23 protein-coding genes and 1 pseudogene are annotated in these 23,197 nt (G+C 70.3%); 15 read left to right on the top strand and 9 right to left on the bottom strand.

Translation table 11 applies throughout. The annotated features are described in order from the left end of the window. The first annotated feature begins 187 nt into the window (after nt 1–187). The 5 genes from ACYVLP_RS08805 (at nt 188) to ACYVLP_RS08785 (ending at nt 4,054) form a co-directional block, all read left to right on the top strand. Complete coding sequence (locus ACYVLP_RS08805) at nt 188–1,555, top strand: M20/M25/M40 family metallo-hydrolase (RefSeq protein ID WP_460626965.1); 1,368 nt, start codon at nt 188–190, stop codon at nt 1,553–1,555. 81 nt (nt 1,556–1,636) lie between these two features. Then, entirely contained in the window at nt 1,637–2,545 is a 909-nt protein-coding gene (locus tag ACYVLP_RS08800) for a S66 peptidase family protein (RefSeq protein ID WP_460626964.1), read from the top strand. Nucleotides 2,546–2,800: 255 nt separating this feature from the next. Further along, entirely contained in the window at nt 2,801–3,058 is a 258-nt protein-coding gene (locus ACYVLP_RS08795) for a PspC domain-containing protein (protein ID WP_460626963.1), read from the top strand. A gap of 149 nt (nt 3,059–3,207) precedes the next feature. Then, on the top strand, nt 3,208–3,672 hold the full coding sequence (locus tag ACYVLP_RS08790; RefSeq protein ID WP_460626962.1) for a phage tail protein: 465 nt from the start codon (nt 3,208–3,210) through the stop codon (nt 3,670–3,672). 1 nt (nt 3,673) lies between these two features. Then, on the top strand, nt 3,674–4,054 hold the full coding sequence (locus ACYVLP_RS08785; RefSeq protein WP_460626961.1) for a VOC family protein: 381 nt from the start codon (nt 3,674–3,676) through the stop codon (nt 4,052–4,054). Nucleotides 4,055–4,128: 74 nt separating this feature from the next. Here ACYVLP_RS08785 and ACYVLP_RS08780 read toward each other — a convergent pair whose 3' ends face one another. Next, nucleotides 4,129–5,595: an FAD-dependent monooxygenase gene (locus ACYVLP_RS08780; RefSeq protein WP_460626960.1), complete on the bottom strand. Its 1,467-nt coding sequence runs from the start codon at nt 5,593–5,595 to the stop codon at nt 4,129–4,131. A 492-nt stretch (nt 5,596–6,087) separates the two neighbouring features. Here ACYVLP_RS08780 and ACYVLP_RS08775 point away from each other — a divergent pair. Next, a pseudogene (locus ACYVLP_RS08775) lies at nt 6,088–7,026 on the top strand (DUF222 domain-containing protein); the annotation flags it as partial. Nucleotides 7,027–7,471: 445 nt separating this feature from the next. Beyond that, nucleotides 7,472–7,882 carry an HNH endonuclease signature motif containing protein gene (locus ACYVLP_RS08770; RefSeq protein WP_460627070.1) on the top strand — a complete coding sequence of 137 codons (411 nt, stop codon included), beginning with the start codon at nt 7,472–7,474 and terminating at the stop codon, nt 7,880–7,882. A 119-nt stretch (nt 7,883–8,001) separates the two neighbouring features. Here ACYVLP_RS08770 and ACYVLP_RS08765 read toward each other — a convergent pair whose 3' ends face one another. Continuing rightward, a complete protein-coding gene (locus ACYVLP_RS08765) occupies nt 8,002–8,469 on the bottom strand; it encodes a nitroreductase/quinone reductase family protein (protein WP_460626959.1) in 468 nt (155 codons plus the stop codon). Nucleotides 8,470–8,651: 182 nt separating this feature from the next. Here ACYVLP_RS08765 and ACYVLP_RS08760 point away from each other — a divergent pair, with 182 nt between their 5' ends. Then, entirely contained in the window at nt 8,652–9,455 is an 804-nt protein-coding gene (locus ACYVLP_RS08760) for a phosphatase PAP2 family protein (protein WP_460626958.1), read from the top strand. Nucleotides 9,456–9,535: 80 nt separating this feature from the next. Here ACYVLP_RS08760 and ACYVLP_RS08755 read toward each other — a convergent pair whose 3' ends face one another. Beyond that, nucleotides 9,536–10,114 carry a TetR/AcrR family transcriptional regulator gene (locus tag ACYVLP_RS08755; RefSeq protein ID WP_460626957.1) on the bottom strand — a complete coding sequence of 193 codons (579 nt, stop codon included), beginning with the start codon at nt 10,112–10,114 and terminating at the stop codon, nt 9,536–9,538. A 99-nt stretch (nt 10,115–10,213) separates the two neighbouring features. Here ACYVLP_RS08755 and ACYVLP_RS08750 point away from each other — a divergent pair, with 99 nt between their 5' ends. Next, nucleotides 10,214–11,095: an SDR family oxidoreductase gene (locus tag ACYVLP_RS08750; protein ID WP_460626956.1), complete on the top strand. Its 882-nt coding sequence runs from the start codon at nt 10,214–10,216 to the stop codon at nt 11,093–11,095. A gap of 56 nt (nt 11,096–11,151) precedes the next feature. Here ACYVLP_RS08750 and ACYVLP_RS08745 read toward each other — a convergent pair whose 3' ends face one another. Genes ACYVLP_RS08745 through ACYVLP_RS08735 form a run of 3 tightly spaced genes read right to left on the bottom strand, consistent with a single transcriptional unit; the run spans nt 11,152 to nt 13,123 of the window. Continuing rightward, the gene (locus tag ACYVLP_RS08745) at nt 11,152–12,084 is read right to left on the bottom strand and encodes an SDR family oxidoreductase (protein WP_460626955.1); all 933 of its coding nucleotides are present in this window, start codon (nt 12,082–12,084) and stop codon (nt 11,152–11,154) included. Next, entirely contained in the window at nt 12,081–12,692 is a 612-nt protein-coding gene (locus tag ACYVLP_RS08740; RefSeq protein WP_460626954.1) for a TetR/AcrR family transcriptional regulator, read from the bottom strand. Before ACYVLP_RS08740 ends, ACYVLP_RS08745 begins: the two co-directional genes overlap by 4 nt. After that, nucleotides 12,689–13,123 carry a hypothetical protein gene (locus ACYVLP_RS08735; protein WP_460626953.1) on the bottom strand — a complete coding sequence of 145 codons (435 nt, stop codon included), beginning with the start codon at nt 13,121–13,123 and terminating at the stop codon, nt 12,689–12,691. Before ACYVLP_RS08735 ends, ACYVLP_RS08740 begins: the two co-directional genes overlap by 4 nt. A gap of 181 nt (nt 13,124–13,304) precedes the next feature. On the opposite strand from ACYVLP_RS08735, the gene ACYVLP_RS08730 reads away from it, so the two are divergent. Beyond that, the gene (locus ACYVLP_RS08730; RefSeq protein ID WP_460626952.1) at nt 13,305–13,973 is read left to right on the top strand and encodes a Type 1 glutamine amidotransferase-like domain-containing protein; all 669 of its coding nucleotides are present in this window, start codon (nt 13,305–13,307) and stop codon (nt 13,971–13,973) included. A 186-nt stretch (nt 13,974–14,159) separates the two neighbouring features. Here ACYVLP_RS08730 and ACYVLP_RS08725 read toward each other — a convergent pair whose 3' ends face one another. Continuing rightward, nucleotides 14,160–15,056 (bottom strand): SGNH/GDSL hydrolase family protein, encoded by an 897-nt coding sequence (locus ACYVLP_RS08725; RefSeq protein WP_460626951.1) that lies wholly within the window; start codon nt 15,054–15,056, stop codon nt 14,160–14,162. A 171-nt stretch (nt 15,057–15,227) separates the two neighbouring features. Here ACYVLP_RS08725 and ACYVLP_RS08720 point away from each other — a divergent pair, with 171 nt between their 5' ends. Continuing rightward, nucleotides 15,228–15,692, top strand: a complete 465-nt coding sequence (locus ACYVLP_RS08720; RefSeq protein WP_460626950.1) for a hypothetical protein — start codon at nt 15,228–15,230, stop codon at nt 15,690–15,692. A 138-nt stretch (nt 15,693–15,830) separates the two neighbouring features. On the opposite strand, the gene ACYVLP_RS08715 is transcribed toward ACYVLP_RS08720, so the two are convergent. Beyond that, nucleotides 15,831–17,045 (bottom strand): peptidoglycan-binding domain-containing protein, encoded by a 1,215-nt coding sequence (locus ACYVLP_RS08715; protein ID WP_460626949.1) that lies wholly within the window; start codon nt 17,043–17,045, stop codon nt 15,831–15,833. Between the two features lie 225 nt (nt 17,046–17,270). On the opposite strand from ACYVLP_RS08715, the gene ACYVLP_RS08710 reads away from it, so the two are divergent. From ACYVLP_RS08710 to ACYVLP_RS08695, 4 genes are all read left to right on the top strand, one after another. Further along, nucleotides 17,271–17,471 carry a hypothetical protein gene (locus tag ACYVLP_RS08710; protein ID WP_460626948.1) on the top strand — a complete coding sequence of 67 codons (201 nt, stop codon included), beginning with the start codon at nt 17,271–17,273 and terminating at the stop codon, nt 17,469–17,471. Between the two features lie 117 nt (nt 17,472–17,588). Next, a complete protein-coding gene (locus ACYVLP_RS08705) occupies nt 17,589–18,662 on the top strand; it encodes a maleylacetate reductase (RefSeq protein WP_460626947.1) in 1,074 nt (357 codons plus the stop codon). Nucleotides 18,663–18,701: 39 nt separating this feature from the next. Next, on the top strand, nt 18,702–19,508 hold the full coding sequence (locus ACYVLP_RS08700) for a maleylpyruvate isomerase family mycothiol-dependent enzyme (protein WP_460626946.1): 807 nt from the start codon (nt 18,702–18,704) through the stop codon (nt 19,506–19,508). 25 nt (nt 19,509–19,533) lie between these two features. After that, on the top strand, nt 19,534–20,028 hold the full coding sequence (locus ACYVLP_RS08695) for a VOC family protein (RefSeq protein ID WP_460626945.1): 495 nt from the start codon (nt 19,534–19,536) through the stop codon (nt 20,026–20,028). A 137-nt stretch (nt 20,029–20,165) separates the two neighbouring features. On the opposite strand, the gene ACYVLP_RS08690 is transcribed toward ACYVLP_RS08695, so the two are convergent. Beyond that, nucleotides 20,166–23,039, bottom strand: coding sequence for a LamG-like jellyroll fold domain-containing protein (locus ACYVLP_RS08690; RefSeq protein WP_460626944.1), 2,874 nt, complete (start codon nt 23,037–23,039; stop codon nt 20,166–20,168). Between the last annotated feature and the right edge of the window lie 158 nt (nt 23,040–23,197).

Raw genomic sequence — 23,197 nt, 5'->3', positions numbered from 1 at the left:
CTGGCGACCGCGCGCAACCGACCAGACCGCCCAGCCAGACCGCCCAGCCCGATCGCCCAAACACTTCCGCTCAGACACTTCCGCCCAGCCGGACCGCCCAGACACTTCCGTCCAGCCAGACCACCAATCCCGACCAACACGTCGATCCAGCCCCACACAGCTGGACCGGCGGCACCAGGAGCCCGCCTTGACCGCCCCCGAGCCCACAGTTGTCGGCCCGGCCGCTGCCGTGCCGGCCGCTGCGGCGCCGACCCCCGCCTGCGCCGCCGACGAGGTCGCACACCTCACGTCTGAGCTGATCCGGGTCGACACGACGAACCATGGTGGCGGGGTCAGCGCCGGCGAGCGGGAGGCCGCCGAGCTGGTGGCCTCGTGGCTGTCCGAGGTGGGCATCGAGCCGACGCTCGTCGAGTCGGCGCCGCGCCGCACCAGCGTCGTCGCCCGGATCCCCGGTCGCGACCCGAGCCGCCCCGGGCTTCTCGTGCACGGCCACCTCGACGTGGTCCCGGCGCAGGCACACGAGTGGCGCGTGCACCCCTTCTCCGGCGAGATCAGCGACGGACTGGTCTGGGGGCGAGGCGCGGTCGACATGAAGGACATGGACGCGATGACCATCGCCGTCGTGCGCGACTGGATGCGCACCGGCCGTCGTCCCGAGCGCGACATCGTGCTCGCTTTCGTGGCCGATGAGGAGTCGACCGGCGAGCACGGCGCGAACCACCTGGTCGAGCGTCATGCCCACCTCTTCGAGGGCGTGACCGAGGCGATCAGCGAGTCCGGCGGGTTCAGCGTCGCGCTGCCGGACGGTCGCCGCGCCTACCCGGTGGGCTGCGCCGAGCGCGGCACGGCCTGGATGAGACTGACCGCCGACGGCACCGCCGGGCACGGCTCGAAGCTCAACACCGACAACGCGGTCACCAAGATCGCGCGCAGCGTCGCACGCCTCGGCGAGCACCGGTTTCCGACCACGCCGACACCAGTGGTCAGGGCGCTCATCGAACAGCTCAGTGCGGCATACGGATTCGTCCCCGACTTCGACGACCTCACCGCCACCATCGAGCGGCTCGGTCCCAACGCGCGCCTCTTCTCGGCAACGTTGCGCAACACGGTCAACCCGACCATGCTCGACGCCGGCTACAAGGTGAACGTCATCCCAGGCACCGCGACGGCGCAGGTCGACGGGCGCTTCCTTCCCGGCACGCAGGACGCCTTCTTCGCGGCCATCGACGCCGTGCTCGGGCCAGATGTCCGCCGCGAGTTCGTCAGCTTCGAGGAGGCGGTCTCCGCCCCGGCGCACGGGCCGACGTGGGACGCGATGTCCGCGGCGCTGCGTGCCGAGGACCCGGGGGCGGTCGTCCTGCCGTACTGCATGGCGGGCGGCACGGACGCCAAGGCGTTTGCTCGGCTCGGCATCGCCGGATACGGCTTCTCACCCCTGATGCTGCCGCCCGACCTCGACTATCTCGGGATGTTCCACGGCGTCGACGAACGCGTATCGGTCGCGGCCCTGCAGTTCGGGTGCAAGGTGCTCGACCGCTTCCTCACGACCTGTTGACGTACGGCCCGCGACTGCCGAACTCTTCTGCCCTGCAACCAGTTTCACACCCTCCCACCACAGAACCACCCGGAGCCCCTGATGAGCGTCTCACTCCCTCCCCGTCTCGCCGCTGGCGACCGCGTCGCTGTGGTCGCGCCCTCGGGGCCGACCACACTCGAGGACCTCGACCGCGGGCTCGAGGCGCTGCGCTCCTGGGGGCTCGACCCCGTCGAGGGCAAGCATGTGCGCGACCGTGACGACTATCTCGCCGGCTCCGACGCCGACCGCGCTGAGGACCTGACCTGGGCGCTGACCGACCCGTCCATCGCCGGGGTGCTGTGCTCGGACGGCGGCTACGGCGTGCAGCGGATGATCGACCTCGTCGACTGGGCCGCTGTGGGCCAGTCGGCTCCGAAGGTGCTCGTCGGCTTCTCCGACATCACCGCTGCACACGCGGCGCACTGGGCTCGGCTCGGACGGGTCGGGCTCTACGGCCCGATGGTGGCGTGCAGTGCCTTCTTCGACGAGCGCAGCGCAGAGCACCTCAGGGCCACCCTGATGGAGCCGGAGACCACCACGACGATCGCGTTCCCCGAGGCGGACCCGATCGTCGGGGGCACCGCTCACGGGACGATCGTCGGCGGCTGCCTCTCCCTGCTCGCGTCCAACGTCGGCACGGTGGACGCTCCGCGGGCGGACGCGCGCATCGTGCTCATCGAAGATGTGACCGAGCAGCCTTACCGTCTGGACGAGTTCACCACGCAGCTCGTCCGCAGCGGATGGCTCACCGGTGCATCCGGCATCGTCCTGGGGTCGTTCTCGGAGTGCGGGCCCCTCGAACGGGTTCGCGAGGTGATGACGGACCGACTCGCTCCGCTCGGCATCCCGGTGCTGTGGGGCACCGACCTGGGCCACTGCCCGTCGATCCTCACGCTTCCGCTCGGCGTGGCCGCCACCCTCGACACTGCCAGCCGGACCATCGTCCTCGACGAGCCCGCCTTGCGCTGACCGGGTGGCGCCCGGCGCCGCCTGGACGTGGCGGCTGAGCGGGCTCGCGTCGGATGTCGTTGCCGACTGACGCAGCTGATCCTCGGATGACCGACCCTGACCCGACCCTGACCGGCGGGGGGCCGTGACCCTCAGTCGCACCCGACGGCATTCAGGGGTGTTTCAGGGCGGCGCCCGATATCCGTGGCGACGCGTTCCTAGGAGAGTGGAGATGTCGGGGAAAGGCCCCGCCAGCGATCACAGAAAGCTCCCATCATGAACGACATCCACCAGACGTTCGCCCGGCAAGGGCTGGTCCGACCGCGGCAGGAGCGGGTGTTGGGTGGTGTCGTCACCGGCCTCGGCCGCCGCTTCGGCATCGAGCCCTGGCCCGCCCGGATCCTCTTCGTGCTCATCCTGCTGCTCCTGCCGGGCAGCCCGATCCTGATCTACCCGATCCTGTGGATCCTCATGCCGTCCGAGGACCAGGTCGACGTCCGGCCGACCCACTCGGACACCTCCCCGGCCGTCTGAGCCAGCAGCCCCTTCCCGTCACCACCTCCCCACCCGAGACGCCCCGACCTGCGCGGTCGGGGCGTCTCGGTGGCGTCTCAGGGCGTGTCGGCGGCGTCTCGTGCGGCCCGCTAGCCTTCGGACCACAAGTCCTGGTTCGGGAGGTGGTCATGTCCTACATCGTCGACTTCACAGAGGTCTCCACGATCGGTTTGGAGTCGTCGCCGGTAGCGGAAGCGCTGGCCGGGCTGAGAGCCAACGAGGCGCGGTACTTCAGAAACAAGTACTCCCATGTCTTCACCGTCGACCCAGCCGACGATGCGAAGCACGCCGTCGACTGGGTGAGCCGCATCCTCAAGGAGGAACGAGACATCGTCATCGCGGCTCGACCGCTCGAGGCGACCGCCTTCGAGGTCGAGGGAGTCCGCATGGCCTATGTCTTCTACGAGTCCGGCCTGTCGATCAACGTCATGTACACGACTGCGGACGAGGGAAAGCGCGCCGTCGGGTTCAAGCTCTCTGAAGGCATGGAGATCCCCGAAGAGCTCGCCACGAGCTTCAAGTTCGCGAGGCAGAAGTCAAGGCTGGCGGGCACGATCCGCGGCTCCTTCTTCGTCATCAAGGGGACGTACTGACGTGGCGTGTCGTATCGGTGAGCTCGTGCTCGGCTGCCGCGACCCCGAGCTGCTGGCGCGCTTCTGGTGCGAGGTCCTTGACTTCGTGGTGCTCGATCGCGAAGTGGACGGCAGCCTCGAGATCGGGCCGCGCGAGGGCTTCGGCGGCCCGCAGCCGACGATCTTCCTCAGCCGCAGGGACGAGCCGGAGCCCGGGAGGTCGCGCCTGCACATCGACGTAAACCCCACGGACCGCGACCAGGACGCTGAGCTCGAACGCCTGCTGAAGCTCGGGGCGCGCCCAGCCGACGTCGGCCAGACGGGCGAGGAGCCCTGGCACGTTCTCGCCGACCCCGAGGGCAACGAGTTCTGCCTGCTCAGGAGCCGCCTCGGGCCGCTCTGATGCGCGACCTCAGGGCGGTGACGTCACGGGAGCGAGGTTGGCCCGCTGGGCGGGGTCAGCACTCGATGGTCGTCCTAGCCAGGCGGTCCGAACCAGGCGGTCAGCGCCTCGACGAGCCCTGTCTGGGTCCCGTTGCCAACCCATGCGACGTGGCCGTCGGGCCGGACCAGCACGGCGGTCGGCGCGGTGACGGCCCCGACGACAGGTAGCGTCCACGGCCCGCTGTAGTCGGCGTCGACACGGTGGACACGGTCCGCCCACGGGCTGATGTCGATGCTCCCGGGCTCGCCGAGGTTGAGCAGCACGGGACGGGCGTCGTGCAGCAGGTCGAAGGCTCGCTGCGGGCCCAGGGGTGTCGCCAGGTCGAGGTCCGGCATACGGCGTCCGAGCAACGGGTGTCCGTCGCCGACATCGGGCTCCATGTCGTAGACGACATCGAGCCCGGACAGCAGCCCGGCGAGCTGCGCGCGCGGTCCGCCGAAGCTGAGCATCTCGGCGAACGTGTCGCGCGTCGCCTCGGTGCGGGTGTCCCCTCGCTGGAGAAATGCCTGCACCATCACGTTGCTCAGCACCCGAGCCGTGGCGGGGTGCCGCTCCGCCTGGTAGCTGTCCAGGAGCGCTTCAGGTGAGACGCCCTTCACCACATGGGCGAGCTTCCAGCCGAGGTTGACCGCATCCTGCACCCCGAGGCCGATCCCCTGCCCTCCGGTGGGCGGATGGATGTGCGCGGCGTCTCCGGCGATCAGCACCCGCCCGTGGCGGTAGACGGCAGCCTGCAGCGTCGCATCGGTGAATCGCGAGATCCACGAAGGATCGTGGACCCCGAAGTCCGTGCCATACGCGACCGTCATCGCTTCGCTGAGGTCCGCGAGCGTGGGCTCGCTCGCCCTTCCGACCTGTCGCTCCGTCACGACGATCCCGACCGTCCGCCCGTCCTCCATAACGTTGATCCCATGGATGCCGACGTCGTCCTGTCGGATGCCCGTTGCCGGCTCCGTCGTCACCTGCGCCTCGGCGATCAGGTGGCTGCGGGTCGCCTGCGCACCGACGAGCTCGATGCCGGCCGCCTTGCGGATGACGCTGCGCCCTCCGTCGGCCCCGACCAGGTATTCCGTCCGTCGCGTGTCACCGCCTGCGAGGTGGACCTCGACCCGCGAGTCGTCCTGGGTGAGGCCGGTGACCTCGAGTCCGTACAGGATCGGCACCCCCAGCTCCTCGATCCATCCGCGCAGGATCTGCTCGACGTGGCCCTGCGAGAGTCCGAGCGTGTACGGATGCCGCGAGGGGAGACTGGCGATCTCGAGCGGGGTGTTCGCAAAGCTCAGCCCCTGGCTGGTGCGTCCCTGCGCGAGGAAGCGGTCGGCGATACCGCGCTGGTCGAAGATCTCGATCGTGCGCGAGTGGAAGCCGCGGGCACGAGTGCCGACCAGGTCAGGTGTCGTCCGCCGCTCCAGGATCACGACGTCCACCCCCGCCAACGCCAGCTCTCCCGCCAGCATCAGACCGGTCGGCCCGGCTCCGACGACAGTCACGTCGGTCATCTCAGCCCTCGCTTCCTTTCGCACGAACGAGAAGTCTGCGCCACGACAGGTGCCTTGCCGCAAGCCCCCCGGTCCGCTATATCGTGGAAGTGGCAAGGAGCTGCAGGCTCCTTGCCTTTGCTGTGCCCCGAGGTCGCCTGAGCGTCCGCGGCGTGCTCGCAGGCCTGTGACCCTTCGGCCCAGGTATGCCGTGAGGCCGGGACGTCGCACCCACCTTCCTCGCGCGTCGTCTCCCCGCGCCGGCCGCCCGCCTCTCGCACACACCCTGCCTCTGGCGTCGGCTCACCTCCCCGCTGCGTATGCCGTGGGCGCAGGGTTCGCACTCAGCCCGCGTCCCGCGGGCGCGACCCTCTGCCGTGCCTTGTCCGCGGGTCACCCGGTGAGCCATGCCGGCGGCCGCACCGCTGCCTCCCCCGACCAAAACACACACCGTTTGCATGGTGAGGATAGCGTTTGCGTTCGGTTGTCAGTGGTCACTTCTATCCTTGAGACATGCACACCGACACCCGGACCGAACGCGACACGCCACCCCACGGCGCGCCCGTCACCGGTGCCCTCGGGACCGGTGCGCCCGGATCTGGCGAGTCGCGCGGGCCCGACCCAGCCAGCGCCCGCTGGCAGGCGCCCGGCGTCGAACCCGGCGACACCGCCGCCCGGCCGCCGACCGCCGATCCCGGCCACGCGGCCGCTCCCGGTCCCGGCGAGGCGCGGGGTCTCGGCGACGCGCCGGGTCTCGGCGAGGCATCCGGTCCCGGCGGGGGTGCGGCGCCCGGGCTGGTCGGGACCCTCGAGTCGCTGCTGGAGACGATGCAGCACACCCTGGGGATCGCGCCCTGGTCGCTGTCCGAGACCGACATCGGCCACGCCCTGGGCCAGGCCCAACAGCTACGCGCGCTGGCCGACACCCTGACCGCCGTGCTCGCCGGCGAGGCCGACACCCGCGGCCTGGGCACCACCCAGGGGCTGTCCCGGCCCGACTGGCTGCGCACCGTGGCCCCCCACCTGGACCCGGCCACTGCCCCCGCGCTGGCCCGGGTCGCCGCCGCGATGCACCCCGGCGAGCCCCGCTGGGCCGCGCTGGCCACCGGGGTCCGCACCGGCCGGGTCAGCACCAGCCAGGCCGCGCTGATCCTGCGGTTCCACGACGACCTGGCCCGGGTCGCGGACCCCGAGCACCTTCGCGACATCACCACCGCCATGACCGACTCCTGCGACGTGCTGTCCGTGCGCGAGCTCGGCCGGCTCGCCGCGCACGCACGCGCCTCGCTCAAACCACCCGCTGAGCTCGACGCTGACGACACCGGGATGCGGCTCGGGCGGGCCCTGACCCGGATCCGGAGCACCACCGCCTACACCGAGTACCGGCTCCGCCTGGACCCCGAAGGCGCCGCCATCCTCGACGCCGCCATCGACCCCCTGGCCCGACCCCGACCCGACCACCACTGCACCCAACCCACCACAGCCCGCACCCCCACCAGCACAGCCAGCGCGCACAGCGCAGACAGCGCCGACAATGCAGACAGCACAGACGGCGCGCCCCGCGACACCAGCACGCCCCGCGACACCGGAACGGCGGGCGAGCCCGGCCCCGGCGACGGCCGGACCGGCCACGCCTTCGCCCGTCAGTTCGGCGACGGCTCAGGCGGCGGCACGGGTGACGGCTCAGGCACCGTTTCCGGCACAAGCTCCCGCGACGGCTCCGGCAGCGGGTCCGGCAGCGATTCCGGCCCTGGCTCTGGGCACGCACCGGCCGGCCACGGGCCCGGTCAGGGGGACCCGCGCACCGCCTCGACCCGCCGCGCCGACGCCCTGCTCGAACTGATCGGACGCGCCGTGGCCGCCCCCCCACGGCGTCACCCGCACCCCCCGCACCCAGCTGGTCATCACCATCACCCTGCAAGCCCTACTCGGCCAACTCCGCGGCGCCGGGATCTGCGCCAACGACGCCACCCTGTCCCCCGGCACCGTCCGCCGCCTCGCCTGCGAAGCCGGGATCATCCCCACCATCCTCGGCGGACCCTCGGAAACCCTGGACCTGGGCCGCACCGAACGCCTCTTCACCCCCGCCCAACGCCACGCCCTGGCCCGCCGCGACCACGGCTGCTCCTACCCCGGCTGCACCATCCCACCCCAATGGACCGAAGCCCACCACATCACCCACTGGGCCGATGGCGGCCCCACCAACCTGACCAACGGCGCCCTCCTCTGCGGCCGCCACCACACCCTCGTGCACCAACGCAACCTCACCGCCACCACCACCCCAACCAGCGTCACCTGGCACCTATAGCTGCACCGCCCCACACCCCGCTCATCGCCGGCGGGGCCCCAGGCACGCCCAACGGCATGCCCACACCGTGAGCTGAGCTCGGCCACTCCCACCGACCCGAGCCTCGATGTCGGGCCGACTCACGCGGTCAGCGTCAACGCCGACAAGCCGTACTCGCGAACAGCGGCTTCGAGCTGACCGACGCTCGGTGGTTCGCCGTTCCGCGCCTTGAGCCCCGTCAGGCGCTGCGCCGCCTTCGGGCCGAGCACCTCCATCACCCGATGGATGCTCAGCGCGACCGACCTGGGGTCCTCGTCGAGCGTGCAATGCATACGCTGACGGTGCCCGCGGCTCGTGACCTCGACCTCCGCTCCCCCGCGAACGTTGGCCCGCCACGCGTGCTCGGTGACAACCAGCAGCCGACCGTCTACATCGACGTACCCGACAGGGATGTCATAGCGCTGGCCTGTCTTGCGACCCACGATGTGCAGGAGGAGCAGCGCGCCATCCATGGCCCCGTGAACCGGGGATCGCAACACGGCGCGCACGGCAGGGTTCGCGAAGTTGATCAGTGCTTGCGGAGGAAGGGTGCGGCTGATGTCGCTCATGATGGCTCCTTCGGTGCAGCTGCCAGAGGCAGAACCCCACGCATTCAGTCTTGCCGCAGGCTGCGGGGGCCACCGAGGACCTATGGCCCTGATTCGGCCGGCTTTGCAGCCGCCGCGGAGCGGCCGGTTCGGGCCTAACATGGGCCGATGGCCAGCCGTGTCGTCGCCCGCGCGTGGTCGTCATGGACCGCACGGAGGAGCTGAGCCTCCCGACCACACGCCGCCGACCTCGGCAGCGTGGTTGGCGCATCTCTGTCGAGCTCGCCCTGCTCGTGTTCGTGTTCCTGGTGTTCTCGCGCGTGCACAATCTTCTTGGCACGGACCGCGCGGCCGCCACGGCGAACGCCCAATCGCTCCAAGGCATCGAACGACGTCTCGGTGTCGACATCGAGCTGAGCGCCAACCAGTGGCTCGCGCCCCAGCCAGCATCGATCACTGCAGCCGTGCTGACATATCGCCTCTACTATCTGCCACTCGTCGTCACGCTCCTGTGGGTTCTATTGCGGCACAACGAGATCTACCCACGGGTGCGCAACACAGCGATCGCGGTGGCGGCGCTGGCGCTACTGGTCTACTGGCTCGTCCCCATGTCACCGCCGCGGTTCGCGCTCGCGGGAGTCGTTGACATCGTTGCCGAGAACGACCTCGTCGACGGCAGCCCGTCACGAGACCTCTCGAACGGGCAGAACCACTACTCGGCCATGCCGAGCCTGCACGTCGGCTGGTCGGCGCTCTGCGCGTATGCCGCTTGGCTGGCTCTCCGGAGGACGCACCCGAGGCTGTCGCTGCTGTTCTGGCTGTTTCCACTGCTCATGGTCTGCGTCGTGATCACCACCGGGAACCACTACGTCCTCGACGTCGTGGGGAGCGCCATCCTGCTCCTGGCCTCGATCGCAGCGGCCTTGGCATTCGAGCAGCTCCGCCAGGGGAGACGCCATCGCCGTTCGCAGAAATCTGTCGCACCAACGGGGTCCGACACGGTCTGATCACGCGCAAGTTTCACGGTGCCCAACCGACGTGGCAGCTCGCCTGTGCGGCATACGTCCGATGGGGTGTGTCTCGGCGCTCAGGTGAGCGACGCGCTCGCCGCGCGGAGCTCCTCGAGAGCCCCAAGCGCGTAGGGCGCGAACCCGTCCTCGGTGTCCTGGTCGGCCTCCAGCCACTCGGCATAGCCCCGTTTGAACGCGAGGACGCCCAGCTCGCCGGCAAGGTGCGCGGTCGGGTCGGGTATGCCGCGGGCCACGAGCGCGCTGGTCATCGCGGCGGCGAGGCCCACGCTCTTCAGGGCATCGCGCTCCTGCAGCTCCGCGCTCGCCGCGACCGCAGCCTTGAGGCGGGGACCCAGCTCGCGGTTCATCGGACCCATCATGGTCGACGCGCGTTCGAGACCGGCTGCCACCGCCTCGAGGGGCGTGGCACCTGATGGAGCCTCCGAGATCCCTTCTGCCAAAAGGCGACTCAGCGCCTCTTGCCCCGCGACGAGAAGCTCCCGCTTGTCGGGGAAGTACCGGAAGAAGGTGCTCTTGGTCACGCCGGCACGCGCGGCGATCTCGGCGACCGTCGTGGCGTCATACCCCTGCTCAGTGAACAGGTCGACGGCTGCCAGGACGAGCCGTTCACGCGCTCCCGGTTCCCAACGTGCCATGCCCGTCATCCTAGGCGATGGGACAGTTGTCCCATGACGAGCTATAGTGATGGGACAACTGTCTCATCACTGCACCTCATCAGCTTCCGAGGAGAACTCATGCGCGTGTTCGTCATTGGTGGCACCGGCCTGATCGGCTCTGCCGTCGTGGCCGAGCTGGTCGGCAACGGCCACACCGTCCTTGCCCTTGCACGCTCCGACGCATCGGTGGCGGCGCTCGAGACCGCAGGCGCCGCGGCGCTCCGCGGCGACCTCGCCGACCTGGGCGCGCTTCGCGCCGGAGCCGCCGAGGCGGACGGGGTGATCCACCTCGCCTTCCGCAACGACTTCAGCAGTGCTGAATCCGTGGCGGCAGCAGTCGCGGAGGAGGGCACTGCACTGGCCACACTCGGTGCGGAGCTCGTCGGCAGCGACCGGCCGCTGGTCACCGTCTCGGGCACGCCCCACGTCTCCGGTCGCGCGTCCAACGAGGCCGATCCGCTGCCGACCGACGGACCGGTCGGCGGCCGCAGCCGCTCGGTCATGGCTGTTCTCGACCTGGCCTCCAGCGGGGTCCGCAGCGCTTCCGTCCGTCTGCCCCGCACGGTCCACAACGAGGGCAGGGGTGGATTCGCCGGCCTGCTGACAGAGATGGCCCGGCGCAGCGGCGTGTCCGGCTATCCAGGCGATGGCTCCCAGCGGTGGCCCGCCGTGCACGCGCTCGACGCTGCCGTGCTGTTCCGGCTTGTGCTCGAGAACGCCCCTGCTGGAACCGCCTGGCACGCCGTCGACGACGAAGGCGACGCCGTGCGCGACCTGGCGACGGTCATCGGCCGGCGGCTCGGCGTCCCGGTCCACCCCCTCCCGCAGGAGACCTACGGGCCTCTCGGGCAGATCTTCGCGACCGACCAGCCGTCGTCCAGCGCCTTCACCCGATCGACGCTCGGATGGGCGCCGACGCATCCGAAGCTGCTGGACGACCTGGAGAACATCGAGCCCTGATCGGCCCGAGCGGCTGCTCGACGTGCACGCGCTTCCACCGGCGGCCCTTGCGCTGGCTACGTGCGGTGCTTGGTGTCGTTGAAATACGTGCGGCCGAGCCAGGACCCATTGTCGGCCACCCACTCAGTGATGGATCGCTTTCCGGCAGAAGGGCTCTCACTGTCGGCTAGCCCATCGGCCATCGCCCTGTACTCGTCACGCGTCAGGACGTGGTCGTGCAGTGCAAGGTTCAGCGCGGTGCCGCAGACGGGCACCAGGGCGCCGGGAACGTCGACGACGAGGGCAGGTGAGCCGGTCGACGCCCGCAGATGCTCCACGAGCTCGCGGAAGGTCGGCCGTTCCGGTCCGACGGCATCGCGCAGGACGTCGGCGTCGGAGTCTGCCTCGTCGGCACACAGGCGCGCGAGGTCGTCGACGTGTATGCCGCGGACTCGATAGCGTCCGCCGTCGCCGACCGCGAACACAGGTAGGTGCCGCAGGAGCCAGGCGATGTTGTTGAGCAGCACCGCACGGCCGCCGAACAGGATCGCCGGCCTCAGCACGGCATACGTGAGCGGCAGCCTCGACAGGTACGTCTCGACGTCTCCCTTCCCGGCGAAGTATGGGTATGGCGACCACGGGTCGGCGTGGGTGATCGACAGGTGCACGACGCGGCGCACGCCGGCGTCGACCGCGGCGTCGAAGAGTCTTTCGGAGTTCGCGACCGCCTCGGCGAAACTGGTTCCGGCGCTTGGGAACCGGACCCAGTACGTGTTGAACAACGTGTCGACGCCATCGAGGCTTTCCCGGAGCTGGGAGGGGTTTGCGAAGTCGAGTGGGCGGATCTCGTCGGGCGCCGGGCCCTGCCGTGAAGGATCGCCTGGTGAGCGGCTGTGGGGGTGCGCAGTGAGGGTGCGAACCGTGCGGCCTCGGGACTTGAGCTCCGCGGTGATCGCGGCACCGGAGTAGCTGAACGCGCCGGTGACGGCGTCGACAGGGGTCCTCCTCACGACGTCGCTCCCGTGCGGCTGTTGCCGAACTCGAAGGGACCGACGAGCGCACGCACCCTGCCGATGAGCTCCTTCAGCTGCGGCGCGGCACGGTCGGCGGTGACCTCGAGGAGCTCCAGACCCAGGACGGTCGCCATCACGACGCGGGCCACGAGCGGCACCGGCACAAGCACGCCCATCGGATGGGCACCGAGCGCCCGGGCCAAAGCGCGCTCGGTCAGTGCCTGCCATGGAGCAAGCCGTTCAGCGACCGCGCGCGCCAGATCGGCGTTGCCTCGGCCTGCGTCCAGCATCGCGACCAGGATCGCGACGTCGTCGCCGCGGGTGTCCTCGGCGATGACGTGGTCGACCGCTTCGAGGAGGGCACCGATCGTCGTGGCCCGCTGGATGGTCTCGCCGAACGTCGCCATGCGTCGCTCCGAGACGTCGTCGAGGGCGGCGAGCAGGAGGCCGTCGACCGATCCGAAGTGGTAGAAGATCAGCGCCTGGTTCGTCGAGGCGTGCGTCGCTATCCGGCGGGCAGTTGCTCCGGAGTATCCGTGCTCCGCGAGGACCGACGCCGCCGACGCGATCAGGGCGGACCGGGTCTGTCGCGAGGAGCTGTTCATGTCTGCGACGTCGCCGACGCCCGGAGAGAGCCGTCCAGCGCGCCTGGTGTTGTCGCACTCGGTCGCAGCGCGGCCAGGATGCCGAGGAACACGAGCACGAAGGCGGCTGCCAGGAAAGGCCAGGGGCTCCACTCGTCGATGCACTCGACTCCGTTGCGCGGCAAGGCAGTACAGACCGTTCCGGGGCCATCGTGGTTGAGCCACGCGATGAGGAACGGCGCGAACGACGCGCCTGCGATGACGAGGAACGCAGCGCGGGTCCGCGTCCAGCGCATGAGGGCTCCCCCGACGGCCATCGCCGCGGCGAGGACGAGCAGGGGCGCTCCGATCGTGAGAATCGCGACCACGCCGATGCCGGCGGCGGCACCCACGACCACCCACCAGAGAGACGCGAGAGCCCGGGACGACGACGCGGTCAATGCACCAGTCACGGCCTGCCTCCTGCTCGGATAGTTTGAGCATACGCTCAAATCTCCTTCGAGGTCCTGCGGTCGAGGTGATAGGTCGGTGTTTCGCACGACGTCCAACCTCGAACCGAATACCTCGAACCGGAAGGGCGGTTCGCCGTGCGGCCTCGGGTAGCGTGGCGCCCGAACCGACACAGGAGGCACGGTGAAGCTTCTTCTCACGTCGGCCGGCGTCAGGAACCCGAGCATCCACAACGCGCTGCTCGGCCTCCTCGGCAAGCCGATCGCCGACTCCACGGCGCTCTGCATCCCCACCGCGATGTACGGGCATCCCAACGTCAGCCCCGAGATGGTCCGGAGCTTCATCAGCGGGGAGACCGACGACCTGTGCGGCCTCGGCTGGAAGTCCGTCGGAGTGCTCGAGCTCACCTCACTGCCCAGCATCGACGAGGACCGCTGGGTCCCGCTCGTTCGAGAGACCGACGTCCTGCTGGCCTCTGGCGGAGATGCGTTGTACCTGGCCTACTGGATGCGACAGTCGGGGTTCGCCGATCTCATGCCAACGCTGAGCGAGACCATCTACGTCGGGCTCAGCGCGGGGAGCATGGTGATGACCCCACGCATCGGGGAGGACTTCGTCAGGTGGCGGCCGCCCGGCGGTGGCGACGACAGCACCATGGGAGTCGTGGACTTCTCGATCTGCCCGCACCTGGCGACCGAGACGCGCCCGGGGAACTCCATGGCCGAGGCAGAGAGCTGGGCGGCAGGAATCGACGGTCCGGCCTACGCGATCGACGACGAGACGGCGATCAAGGTGACCGACGGCGCCGTCGAGGTCATCTCCGAGGGGACCTGGACGCTGCTTCGCTCCTGAGCAAGCCAGATCGCCGGCCCGCCGAGGGCCTCGTCTGTGACGGAGCCCTCACTCGACGGTCGAGTGAGCGCTCCGTCACAGGAGGGCACCTCTGAACCACGACACCGAGCCGTATGCCGCGGGAGCCGTATGCCGCGGGGGCCGTATGCCGCGGAGGGGACGCGCGGAGCTCGGGCTGGGTGTCCGTCAGGGACGGAGGATGTCGTTGACGACGCCGACGAGCGCGTCGGCGATCTGCTGGTGCCCGGCCGCGTTCGGGTGGTCGCCGTCCGGGGCGAGGAAGTGGGTCTCGTCGTAGGTGTAGTCCGGGCCCTTGAACGCCGCGCGGAGGTCGACGTAGGCCGCGCCGGTTCGGCCCGCGATGTCCTTGATCACCGCGTTGATGTTGTCCGTCACCGCAGCGGCGCCCTCGACGTAGGCATCGCCCTGGGCCTGGGCGTACTGGCCACCCAGCCAGACGCTCCAGTAGTCGAGCAGCACGACGAGCACGGTGCGACCCTTGGCCAGCTCGTGAACCCGGGACACGATCTGGTCGAGGTTGCGCTCCACCGTGGGGATGGTCGGCTGGTAGCAGCTGACCGAGGGTCCGCAGGACGAGTCGTAGCCGACATCGTTCGCGCCGATCTCGATCTCCACGACATCGGCGTCGGCCACGTGCGCGGACACCTCCGGCTCCGTCGCCAGCTGGTCGAGCACGTCCGAGGTCGTGTAGCCGCCGACGGCATCGTTGGTCGCCACCCAGTTCTCACCGTCGGCTGACACCAGGGACGTGGCGCTCAGCTGCGGGTACGGCGTGCAGTCGCACCCGCCGCCGGAAGGCACCGAGTCGCCCAGCGCCACGACCGACCACGGTCCGGTGTGGGTCGGCGTCGGCGTCGTGGTCGCCGACGCAGGCGCAGAGGACTGACCGCTGGCAGGCTGTGTCGTCGTCGAACCAGCCGCCGAAACAGCCGTCGAACCAGCCGTCGAAGCGGAGTCCGCCGAGGCCGCCGAGCACGCGGCGAGCACCGGACCGCCGGCAATGGCCAGGGCACCCGCGAGCGCCACCACGCCACGCCGCATACCGCCCGCTGCCGCGACCACGCACGCAGGCTAGGCGCTGCTCCTGCAAATTCGCCGAGGCTCGCCTTCGTGGATCGTCACATGTATCTGGGGCCGACCCTGCGGCCTCTGGTCTAGTGGCAACCGGTCCGAGGCACGCGCCCCACATTCCCCGCGTCGTGCGTGCCGGACCCACTCGCTCGGGAGGGCGCGATGGGACGCGCAGACAGCAGGAACGCACGAGTCATCACGACGGCAGCAGCCGTCATCGCGGTGGTGGTCCTCACCGGGGCGCAGAAGAGCTGCGACACGCACCGGTCCGGCGGCACCTCCGGCTCCAACCAAGGCTCCGACTCGGGCTCCGGCTCGGGGTCCAAAGCCCGCTCCAGCTCGTCGTCGGCCAAGTCCACGTCGTCGGTCCGCTACTCGGTGACCTCGGACGCCAGCATCAAGAGCGTGACGTACATCAACGGCAACGGCGACAAGGTGACTCGCACCAACGTGGGTCGCACGTGGAGCGGCTCCGCGCCGGGCGACGGACGGGTCATGGTGCAGGCCACCCTGAGCAGCGACGGCAGCTGGATCAAGTGCTCGGTCAAGGCCAACAACAAGGTCGTGCAACGGGCGAGCGCGTCCGGCGGCGGGTCGGTGACCGTCGTCTGCGACGCGACCTTCTGACGACGCGCCCACGGACCGCCAGGAAGGGCGGTGCGACGGTCAGCTGAGCCAACGGACCCCGTTCGTGGCGGTCCGTCGGGACAGGCAGCTCAGCACACTGTCGAGGGGTGTGCGAAGGGGCGTGTCGATGGGCGCAGGTCAGGACGGCGCCGGCGTCGGGGTCACGGTGGTCGTCACCGTGGTCGTCTCGGTGGTCGTCTGGGTGACCGTCACGGTCGGGGTCTCCTTGCCCTTCTCGATGGCCTTCTCGAGCGCCGCCACCGTCGCCGAGTCGACCGTGCCCGTCGTCGGCACGTCGAGGTCGGCCTGGAGCGACTTCAGGGCGTCCGTCAGGGCGGGAGTCCACTGGCCGTCGACCGGGCCGTCCCAGTAGCCGGCCAGCTTCAGTGTCTGCTGCGTGGCCGCGGTCGAGGCCAGCGAGGCGTCGGCGGCGGCTCCACCCTTGGCCGCGAGGTCCGATCGCAGGGCCGCCTCGGTGGCCTTGTCCATGCTGCCGGTGACCGGCAGGCCGTGAGCCTTCTGGAGCGCCTCGACGGCCGCCACCGTCGTCGGTCCGTAGACGCCGTCGACCTTGCCGTCGAAGTACCCCGCGCCAGCGAGGTCCTGCTGAAGGGCCTTCGCATAGTCCTGGACGGCAGCCGCCGCTTTCTCCTGCTGCGCGTCGGTCAGGCATCCGGCCGTCGAGTAGAGCTGGAGCCACGCCACCTCGAGAGCGACGGCAGCGGCGTTGAACTGCTGCGCTGCCTGACGGAGCGGGGTCGCGTCCGTGATCCCGGCCTGTGCCGTCGTGAAGTCGCTCTCGGCCTGCTGCACGCGGGTCGCGGCTTCGCTGACCGCGGCGGTCGAGGCCGGGGTCGACGTCTTCGAGGTGGTCGGGGTGGATGTCTGGGGCGCCGCCGTCCCGGCCGTCGAGGCTGCTCGGGCAGCCGCGAGCTCCGCTTCGGCGGCGGCCAGGTCCTGCTGGGCCTGGGTCACGGCCCGCTGTGCGTCGACGGCGGACTGCGCCGCGGCCGCCGCGTCCTGGGCGGGCTGCTTGAGATCGCGGCCGGCCGTCTTGACGTCCCCGACCGTGGTTGCGGTCTGGTTGAGGATGTCCCCGTAGCGGTCCAGCGCGGTGATGTAGCTCGAGCTCGACTGGCAGAAGGCGGTGCTCGCCGCAGTCGCCGCCGCCGTGGCGTCGTCGAGCGCCTTCTGCTTGCTGCTGACCTTCGCCTCGGCCGCGCTCACTGCCGTGTCGCCGCTGCCGCTGCTGCTGCAGCCGGTGAGGAGCGCGGCGGCAAGCACAGCGACGGCAGCCCCGGCGACGGCACGTGGCCGCGACGCCCGCCCTCCGGCATTATCCGAGCGAAGCATGACGCGATCCCCCACGCGCACGACCGCGCGACCCCACTAGCGACCCCATGGACGCCCTCCTCCGACGAGCTGCACACGCGTGCACGAGCCCCGATGATCGGACCGTAGCGGGCGCACCGGTCGCCGCCCGTCACCCCGTCCGGGCGATCTGGGCGAGCGACACCCACGACTGCTCGCCCATCCTGGGTGAAGTGCGCACGGCTCAGCAGCCTTAGCGTGCGGGCCATGAGCCACGCCGACGGCAAGTCCGGGACGACGGGAGTGCTGGCGGCCACGTGCCTGCCCACCCTCGTCGTCGACGCGAACACCTCGGCGGTGAGCATCCTGCCCCCGGCCATCAGCGAGGACACCGGCTCGCTCCGCCGAGGAGACGCTGGAGCGCTTGCGGGCGGATCCGCGCGGCTGACATCCCGGCCGCGCCCCTAGACGCGCGACACGCTGCCGGCGAACCACCCGACGCCGGCGGCGTGTCGCGTGCCTTTTGCCCATGGCGCATCGTGCCGCATCGTCCTACCGTTGAAAGGTCATCGACATGGAGGCGTGATGCCCAGGGACGACCGGTTCGACCTCGATGTCCTCTCACAACGAGTCGTCTTCGGCGTGGGCCGGGTTGACGAGGTGCCTGCCGAGGTCGAACGGCTGGGCCTGCGTCGGGTTCTCGTCGTGTCGACCGGGTCGTCGAAGTACACCGCGGACGACATGTGCGACGTGCTCGGCACGGCCGTCGCCGCCCGCATCAGCGAGGTCCTCCAGCACGTCCCGGAGGCCGAGGCATCCGAGGCCGTGCGCCTGGCCACGGGCGAGGGCGCCGACGGGGTCGTCACCATCGGGGGTGGGTCGGCGACGGGCCTCGGTAAGGCGGTCGCGGTCTCCACCGGGCTGCCGGTGCTGACCGTCCCGACGACGTATGCCGGCTCGGAGGCCACGAGCACCTACGGCATCACCGGTGCCCACAAGCGGACGGGACGCGACGCACGCGCTCTGCCACGAGTCGTGGTCTACGACCCCGCCCTGACGACCGGGATGTCCGCTCGACTCACGGCTGCCTCAGGGATGAACGCCATGGCCCACTGTGTCGAGGCGCTCTACGCGAAGGGCGGCGATCCGATCACGAGCACCCTTGCGCAGGAAGGGATCCGGCGACTCGCGTCGGCGCTGCCACAGGCGACGCACAGTCCCACCGACCTCGCCGTGCGCGGCGAGGCCCTGCTCGGTGCGCACCTCGCAGGCTGGGCGATGGAGCACGCCGGAACCGCGCTGCACCACACGCTCTGCCACGTCATCGGTGGGACCTACCGCGTCGACCACGCGGAGGTGCACGCCGTGCTCCTGCCGTACGTCGCGGCATACAACTCGGCGGCTGCGCCTGAGGCGCTCGCGCGGGTCGCCCACGCGCTCGGTGCGACCGACGCCGCCGACGGGCTGCGCGCCCTCGCCGAGAGCCTGCACACACCGACCGACCTCGCCTCGCTCGGGGTCCCGGAGGACGGGCTCGACCAGGTCGTCGAGGCAGCCCTGCTCGCTGTCGGCGGCCGGAACCCGCGACGACCGGACACGCGGTCGCTGCGTCGCCTCCTCGACGACGCCTACGCCGGGCGCCAACCCGGCGACTACTGAAACCCATTCGCCCCCAAGCGAACTCGAGAGGAGACATCGATGTCTTCCTGGAACGCCATGACCTACGAAGGCAAGGGCACGGTGCTCGACGTCGTGCGAAACGAAGCAGACCAGTTCCTCGCCCTGGTCGACAACGACGAGGCCTGGACCGCGCCCACGGGTGCCGGGCACTGGCAGGTGCGTGACGTCGTCGGTCACATCGTCGACACGACAGAGGCGTACTTCGTCGCCTTCGACGCCGCCCGCAACAACACGGAGATGCCTACGGCATACGGCCTACCCGGCATGGCTGACCGCGTCGACAAGATGGCGTCGGCACTGCACGACGAGCCGCGCGCCGAGCTGGTCGGTCGCCTGCGCGGCGACCTCGACCGGATGATGGGGATCTTCGAGGGGCTCAGCGAGGACGACTGGACCAACCTCACGGTCTCGCACTTCTACATGGGTCCGCTGCCGGCCTTCTTCTACCCCGCCTTCCAGGTGATGGACTACGGCGTGCACTCCTGGGACGTGCGCCAGGGAACCGGCCGCGCGCACGGCCTCACCGGCGAGGTGGGCGATGTGCTCGTGCCGTTCATGTTCGTGCTCTGGCAGTACACGATCGCCGAGCCGAACCCGTGCGAGCTCGGCATCCGGATCACGAGCGGCCCCAACGCAGGCGACACTCGCGTCACCGTCGGGACGGGCGGCATGACCTACGCTCCGGGTGACGTGTCCGACCTGACCGTCATCGAGTTCGACCCGGGCAGCTTCGTGCTGACGGCGTTCGGCAGGAGCAACTCCGGGACGATCCGCGGCGAGCGCCCGATCGCCGACACCTATCTCAACCTGTTCTTCCGCATCTGAGCCTGTCGCATTCCGAGGAGAGACCATGACGCCCGAGCTCGACCTGGCCGCCATCGAACGCGAACGCGACCGCATCCGGTCCGCCTACCTCAAGGCCGACCGGCCGCCGTCGTCAGCGCGCGGGCTGCACCACTTCGCGCTGCTGTGCTCGGACGTGGAGCGGACCGTGCAGTTCTACCAGGGGGTGCTCGAGTTCCCGCTCACCGAGATCTTCGAGAACCGCGACTACAAGGGCTCCAACCACTTCTTCTTCGACATCGGCAACGGCAACCTCCTGGCGTTCTTCGACCTGCCCGGCCTCGACCTCGGGCCGTATGCCGAGGTGCTCGGCGGCCTGCACCACGTGGCCATCTCGGTCGAGCCCTCGATGTGGGGGCGGCTCAAGAGCCGCCTCGACGACGCCGGGGTGGAGTACCTGGAGGAGAGCGGCACGTCGATCTACTTCCGCGACCCGGATGGCGCCCGCATCGAGCTCATCGCGGACCCGCTCGGGGAGATGTACGGCACGACCGTGCTCTGACCTCGGCGGGTCGAGTGACAGGCAGGGTCGCCGGCCGGCCCGCTCGTATGCCGCTCGGCCCCGCTCGTCTGCCGCTCGGCCCCGCTCGTATGCCGCTCGGCCGGCTCTCGGCCGAGCGGCATACGGCCTGTCAGCTGTTACTCCTCGAACAACCGCACGCCCGCCCGGTCGCTCACGATCGAGTAGGAGCGGCCACCCATCGTCAGGCCCTTGAGCCGAGCGTCGACGCCGCGTGGCGTCGCGGCGTCACGCAGGACTGCCCGCTCACCGTCTGGGGCATAGCCGAGCAGGTCCTCCACGATCACGCAGGGGAAGGCACCTCCGTTGTTCTCGTTGTACTGCTGCCTCGAGATCCGGGGCACCAGCCGGCCCGACCTCGCGAAAGCGAGCGCGCCGCCGTCGCGGCCGGGCACCCAGGAGGCCCCGATCACGGACTGTTGCGATCCGGAGACCCGGTCGAGCGCCTGCTCGCCGGCGCCCTCGTCCAGCGGCAGCCACAGCGACAGCGCCGGGTCGGCGCCGGATGCCGGCCCACCGGCATACAGCTCGGCGACCTCGGCTGCCGAGAGGCTCCGCCCGAGGACGCGCACGTCGTCGACGGCCCCCTCGAAGCGTGACTCGGGGTCGACCGGGTCGGCTCCGACCATGAGGTTCGCGCCGACCGCCGGGGCCAGGCTGCCCCGCGCAGTCGTGGCAGCCGCCTGGACGCCGTCGATGTAGACCACCACGCGCTGCCCGTCGAAGGTGCCCACGACGTGATGCCAGCTCCCGACCGGGACGGTCACCGTGCTGGTGGCCTGCTTGAAGCTCGACCCGACCGCGACGGCGAAGGAGACGACGCCCTTGCCACCGGCGCGCAGTGCATAGCCCAGGTTCGGCGCTGTCTTGGGGAACCACGCACCGGCGTGCCCCACCTTGGACACGATGCTCCCGGCCGCCGGGGTCGGTGCCCAGGCGTCGGCCTTCACCCACGCCGCCACGGTCACCCCGCTCGTCGGGTTGAGGTCGGCGCGGTCCCAGACGACGAGCCGGCTCGGCTCCGACACGAGCTGGTGCGACTGCGAGAACGGGCCCTCGGCGGCGACGCTGTCGAAGTCCGTGAGCATGCTCCTCATGAGGTCGTACCTGCCGAACCTCCCGACCGCGCTCGCGGCGAGGGCTGGCCAGGCGTCGTACGCCCCGTTCGACCCGTGGTCGGGGCGCAGGGACCCGGCCGCGTCGGGATCCGAGAGGGCCAGGGCGCGCATCCAGCCGCCGTCGAGCAGCTCGGACTCGACGAAGGAGGTCATCTCGGCCCGCACGTCGGGAGCGAGGTCGTCGGTGAGCAACCGGCCGATCGTGTCGAAGTCGTAGATGTGTCGCGACGGCGCACTGGTGCCGTCGTTGTGCACCGTGCGCCACACACCCTGGCCGGGCACGTAGAGGGCGAGCACCCGGGCCAGGAGGGACTCCGCCTCCGCAGTCAGGCGCCCGGCCGCCTCGACCTCGCCCCGCCGCTGCCGGAGCGCCGCGGCCTCGCGCATCATCCAGACGTTGGCGGCGTTGAGCGAGGGCACCTGGTTCACGTAGTTGACGACCTGCTCCAGCAGGTTTCCGCGGGCACCGTAGTCGGCGAGCCCCGTGGCCGGGATCACGCGCTGCTTCCAGCGCAGGGCGATGTCCTCCAGATGGTCGATGACCGCCTTGCCGGCAACGGTCTCGTCGAGGAACGCCAGGTCGCCGGTGTAGGTGACACAGGTCAGCAGCATCGAGAACGCCGACAGGTCGTTGGCGCTGTACCACGGACCGACCAGCTGACCGCTCAGGGCGTCCACGGCATACCCGTTGTCGATGCCCTGCTGCAGCCAGACCTTCACCTCCTCGCGGGCGATGGCCGGGTCGAGGAGCACGAGGAGCGGCGCGAACAGCGCGGTGTCCCAGAAGTAGCAGAGCGTCACGCCCCACTGCGGCCCCGCCGTGACGTAGGTGCGGGGCAGATGCTGCCGGTAGCACGTCCGCTCCAGCTCGAGCACCGACAGCACACCGCGGTAGTAGAGGTCCCGAACGGCACGGTCGTCCGTGTCCAGCACAGGCAGGTGACCGGAGAAGTGCTCGTTGTCCGGCTTGAAGGCATCGGCGAACCGCTGCTCCCACCGCACCTTGGCCTGCTTGAACAGGGCGGTGAACCGCGACCGTCCGTCCACCGCGGCCGAAACGGCTTCCTGCGCTGACTCGGCGGCCGCCACGAAGATGCGGATCGTCCGGGTCGCACCCGCGGGGACAGTCAGCGCCCAGCCTGCCGTGCCGGACGTCCCCGACGGGGAGAGGAGGTCCGGAGCGTCCGGGAAGGCGTATGCCGTCGCGGCGCCGCTCGCGCTGTCCGTGACGGTGAGCACGCGTCCCCCGTCGACAAGCTCGCCACTCCAGGCGGAGAAGCTGCCGTACTGCCTCGGGATCGTCCACTCCCACGTGCCGGAGTAGGACCGGAGGTAGCCGCCCAGGTCGACCGACAGGTCGATGGCGACGGGGGCGGCAGCGCCGTTGCGGACGTCCAGCTCGAGCAGGACCAGCTGCTGCTCGAACGCCATCCGGACCGTCGACTGCAGCTCGAGGCTACCGACGCGCGACCTGCGGAGCACCTGGTACGGGTACCACCGGCTCTCGTGGGCCTGGACGTTGACGCCGTCGACGGACAGCTTGGCGCAGTCCCCGCCCATGGACAGCGGCGGGAACGACAGCTCGGAGACGCCCAGCAGGTTGGAGCTCACATGGAGGGAGCCATGAAAGTTGTTGACGGACGGGAGGTTCATCAGCGTCCCGGTCGAGATCCATTCGCCTGCAAGGCTGTCCAAGGCTGGGACCGCCCGGGCCGGGGTTGCAGAAGGACCTGCGGCGGAGCCTTGCGAGGTGGCCGTTGCGGCGGCTGCCGCGGCCGAGTCCGGGCGGATCAGCGAGGACGCCGCGAGCCCGGACGCAGCGACGGACAGGGCGCGCAACATGGTGCGGCGAGTGGTCTCAGCAGGAGTTGCCACGACGGTGTCACCTTTCTGCGGGAGGGAGCATGAAAGTGCTGACGTTCAATGGCCTTGTGGCCGTGTGAGTTTCGACTGGTGGGCCGCGGGTCACCTGCCCGACGGGCCTGCCGCGCCCGCTCGACGAGGCATCGAGCCTGGTCGACCGGGCGCCGCTG

The organism is Intrasporangium mesophilum (assembly GCF_054783095.1).
The sequence above is the reverse complement of the archived record's forward strand: the minus strand, read 5'-3'. Positions and strand labels throughout refer to the sequence as shown.

What these genes read in the sequence shown, in the direction of transcription:
- ACYVLP_RS08800 (WP_460626964.1), top strand. Translation starts at nt 1,637, where the DNA reads ATGAGCGTCTCACTCCCTCCCCGTCTCGCCGCTGGCGACCGCGTCGCT.
- ACYVLP_RS08795 (WP_460626963.1), top strand. Translation starts at nt 2,801, where the DNA reads ATGAACGACATCCACCAGACGTTCGCCCGGCAAGGGCTGGTCCGACCG.
- ACYVLP_RS08790 (WP_460626962.1), top strand. Translation starts at nt 3,208, where the DNA reads ATGTCCTACATCGTCGACTTCACAGAGGTCTCCACGATCGGTTTGGAG.
- ACYVLP_RS08780 (WP_460626960.1), bottom strand. Translation starts at nt 5,595, where the DNA reads ATGACCGACGTGACTGTCGTCGGAGCCGGGCCGACCGGTCTGATGCTG.
- ACYVLP_RS08765 (WP_460626959.1), bottom strand. Translation starts at nt 8,469, where the DNA reads ATGAGCGACATCAGCCGCACCCTTCCTCCGCAAGCACTGATCAACTTC.
- ACYVLP_RS08760 (WP_460626958.1), top strand. Translation starts at nt 8,652, where the DNA reads ATGGACCGCACGGAGGAGCTGAGCCTCCCGACCACACGCCGCCGACCT.
- ACYVLP_RS08755 (WP_460626957.1), bottom strand. Translation starts at nt 10,114, where the DNA reads ATGGCACGTTGGGAACCGGGAGCGCGTGAACGGCTCGTCCTGGCAGCC.
- ACYVLP_RS08750 (WP_460626956.1), top strand. Translation starts at nt 10,214, where the DNA reads ATGCGCGTGTTCGTCATTGGTGGCACCGGCCTGATCGGCTCTGCCGTC.
- ACYVLP_RS08740 (WP_460626954.1), bottom strand. Translation starts at nt 12,692, where the DNA reads ATGAACAGCTCCTCGCGACAGACCCGGTCCGCCCTGATCGCGTCGGCG.
- ACYVLP_RS08720 (WP_460626950.1), top strand. Translation starts at nt 15,228, where the DNA reads ATGGGACGCGCAGACAGCAGGAACGCACGAGTCATCACGACGGCAGCA.
- ACYVLP_RS08715 (WP_460626949.1), bottom strand. Translation starts at nt 17,045, where the DNA reads ATGCTTCGCTCGGATAATGCCGGAGGGCGGGCGTCGCGGCCACGTGCC.
- ACYVLP_RS08710 (WP_460626948.1), top strand. Translation starts at nt 17,271, where the DNA reads ATGAGCCACGCCGACGGCAAGTCCGGGACGACGGGAGTGCTGGCGGCC.
- ACYVLP_RS08705 (WP_460626947.1), top strand. Translation starts at nt 17,589, where the DNA reads ATGCCCAGGGACGACCGGTTCGACCTCGATGTCCTCTCACAACGAGTC.
- ACYVLP_RS08700 (WP_460626946.1), top strand. Translation starts at nt 18,702, where the DNA reads ATGTCTTCCTGGAACGCCATGACCTACGAAGGCAAGGGCACGGTGCTC.
- ACYVLP_RS08695 (WP_460626945.1), top strand. Translation starts at nt 19,534, where the DNA reads ATGACGCCCGAGCTCGACCTGGCCGCCATCGAACGCGAACGCGACCGC.